The 2467-nt window shown below is 64.1% G+C and carries 2 protein-coding genes; one reads left to right on the top strand and one right to left on the bottom strand.

Going from position 1 to position 2467, the window contains the following annotated elements; translation table 11 throughout:
* Nucleotides 1-396: aromatic amino acid lyase (locus VIR62_RS01355; RefSeq protein WP_431868038.1), on the bottom strand; the 396-nt coding region annotated here is incomplete at its 3' end.
* Between the two features lie 308 nt (nucleotides 397-704).
* Here VIR62_RS01355 and VIR62_RS01350 point away from each other — a divergent pair.
* Entirely contained in the window at nucleotides 705-2312 is a 1608-nt protein-coding gene (locus VIR62_RS01350) for a mercuric reductase (RefSeq protein WP_431868037.1), read from the top strand.
* Nucleotides 2313-2467 lie beyond the last annotated feature (155 nt).

Here is a 2467-nt window from a genome sequence, read left to right as displayed (position 1 = left end):
CTCCTCGTTGAGAAGCTGGATGAGGCGGTCGACGACGCTGCCGCGGATGCCGGAGTGGCCGCGCGAGAGGGCGTTGATCTTCAGCAGCAGCACCAGGCGCACGACGCGCTCGTCGAGCGGCTGGCCGACGCCGCAGCTATGCGACAGCACGAGGCGCGTCTGCAGCTCGGAGACCTGGCCGGCCGAGATGGTCTGCCGCGCGAGGCTGCCGAAGCCGGTATTGATGCCGTAGACCCGGCGCCCCTCGGCGACCACCTTCGCCACCGTCTCGGCCGAGCGCTCGAGCGCCGTATAGCTGGCGGAGTCGAGGGCGATCCTTGCCGGGCGGCGCCAGAAGCGCTCGAGGTCCTGCAGGCTCAGCCGGCCGGCCTGCAGGATGAAGGGGTCGTCGGTCACGCGCATCCTCCCGAAAGTTGTATATACAACTTGGCCCCTGTGTAGCACCCTTCGCGGCGGACCGGAAGGGGCCGGTCGCTTCCGCCCACTCAAGCTGTCATCCCGGCCAAGCGAGCGCCCCTTTACTTTAATTGGGGGAGCGCGAGCCGGACCCATGGTAGAGGAAGGGCACTATGCCAAGTCGGAGATTTACGGCTGCAGGCGGTCGCGAAATCACCGGCTGAGGCCGGGAGGCTGGTCCCGCCATGGGCCCCAGGTCAAGGCCGGGGTGACAGGCTGGGGAGGCCGCGAGCGCCGGGGGAGCCCCGATGATGCGCGAGCAAGTGGCCGAGGCTATAGGTCCCGGCAACAACCGCGGCGGAGATGCGAGTGGCCTGCCGATCTTGCAAACGGTAGAGTCCACAGGGTTGCCCGCCATCCAAGAATCGCTTCGACAATCAGCGGGGCCGGCAAGCTTCCGCTCCGGATTGAACACTGTCTCTGGTCTGGCGTTTCATTTCCAGTCTCCAAGGAGAGCAGCGATGCTCAAAGCGGAACAATACGACGCCGTTGTCATCGGCAGCGGTGAAGGGGGCAAATATCTCGCCTGGCATCTTGCTCAGGCCGGGCAGAAAACCGCCGTGGTCGAACGCCGTTGGGTCGGCGGCTCCTGTCCCAACATCAACTGTCTTCCCAGCAAGAACGAAATCTGGAGCGCCGGGGTGGCCAGGATCGTCGCCCGCGCCGGAGAGTTCGGTGTAACCACCGGCCAAGTGTCGGTCGACATGGAGAAGGTTCTTCGGCGCAAGCGGGACATGGTCGATGGCCTCGTCGCCTTTCATCTCGAACGTTACGAAGCCAGCGGGGCGGAACTCATCATGGGAACCGCTCGCATCGTCGAGCCGAAAACGGTCGAGGTGTCGCTGAACGACGGCGGGACACGAAGACTGACCGCTGAGAAACTGTTTCTCAACCTGGGCACGCATGCGAACGTGCCCCCTGTTCCCGGCCTCGCGGCGGCCCGACCGCTCACCAATATCGAGGCGCTCGAACTTGACCGGATTCCCGACCATCTGATCGTTCTGGGCGGCGGGTATGTCGGCCTCGAATTCGCCCAGGCTTACCGGCGCTTCGGCAGTCGGGTCACCGTCATCGATCATGGTCCAAGATTGGCCAGGCGCGAAGATCCGGACGTCTCCGACGAGGTTCAGCGCATTCTGGAAGCCGAAGACATCGAGGTGCTGCTGTCTGCCGAAGTCGAGCGGGTGGAGGGACGTTCCAGCGATCAGCTGCGTGTCCTGATGCATACCGCGAATAGCCAGCGGACGATCGAGGGCACCGACCTTCTGGTTGCCGCCGGCCGCACGCCCAACACCCAAGGGATGGGCCTGGAAGAGGCAGGCATCGAGCTAACGGATCGCGGCTACATCCGTGTCAACGATCGACTGGAGACGACGGCCCCGAGCACCTGGGCAATCGGCGAGTGCGCGGGAACGCCGCAATTTACCCATATGTCGCTCGACGACTTTCGCGTGATCCGGGACAATCTGAAGGGCGCCAACCGAGCGACCACAGGGCGAACGGTGCCGTATTGCATGTTCATCGACCCGCCTCTTGCCCGGGTCGGGATGAGCGAGGAAGAGGCACGCGCCAATGGCGTAATAGCGCGTGTGGCCAAGCTGCCAATGACGGCCGTCTTGCGAACGCGGACGACGTCGGAATCGGCCGGCTTCATGAAGGCGCTTGTCGATGCCGACGATCATATCCTCGGCTTCACCATGATAGGCGCGGAGGCTGGCGAGGTCATGGCAGTCGTGCAGACGGCGATGGCCGCGGGCCTTCCCTATTCGGCGCTCCGAGACGCCATTCTCACTCATCCGACAATGGCGGAAGGTTTGAACGCGCTGTTTGGCAATGTTCCGGACAAAAGCGGATGACGAACCGCCTTTGGCGCTGCAGAAGCTGCCCGCCCTTCGAGACGCGCACCCGGGCATGCCGCCCGGCCGTGCTTCTCAGAAGCATGAGGTAAGCTTCTGGTAACACAAAGAAAAACCTCATGCTGAGGAGCCCGCGAAGCGGGCGTCTCGAAGCA

The organism is Allosphingosinicella sp., assembly GCF_036570505.1.
GTDB lineage: Bacteria > Pseudomonadota > Alphaproteobacteria > Sphingomonadales > Sphingomonadaceae > Allosphingosinicella.
This window is presented reverse-complemented; position numbering and strand designations above follow the sequence as displayed.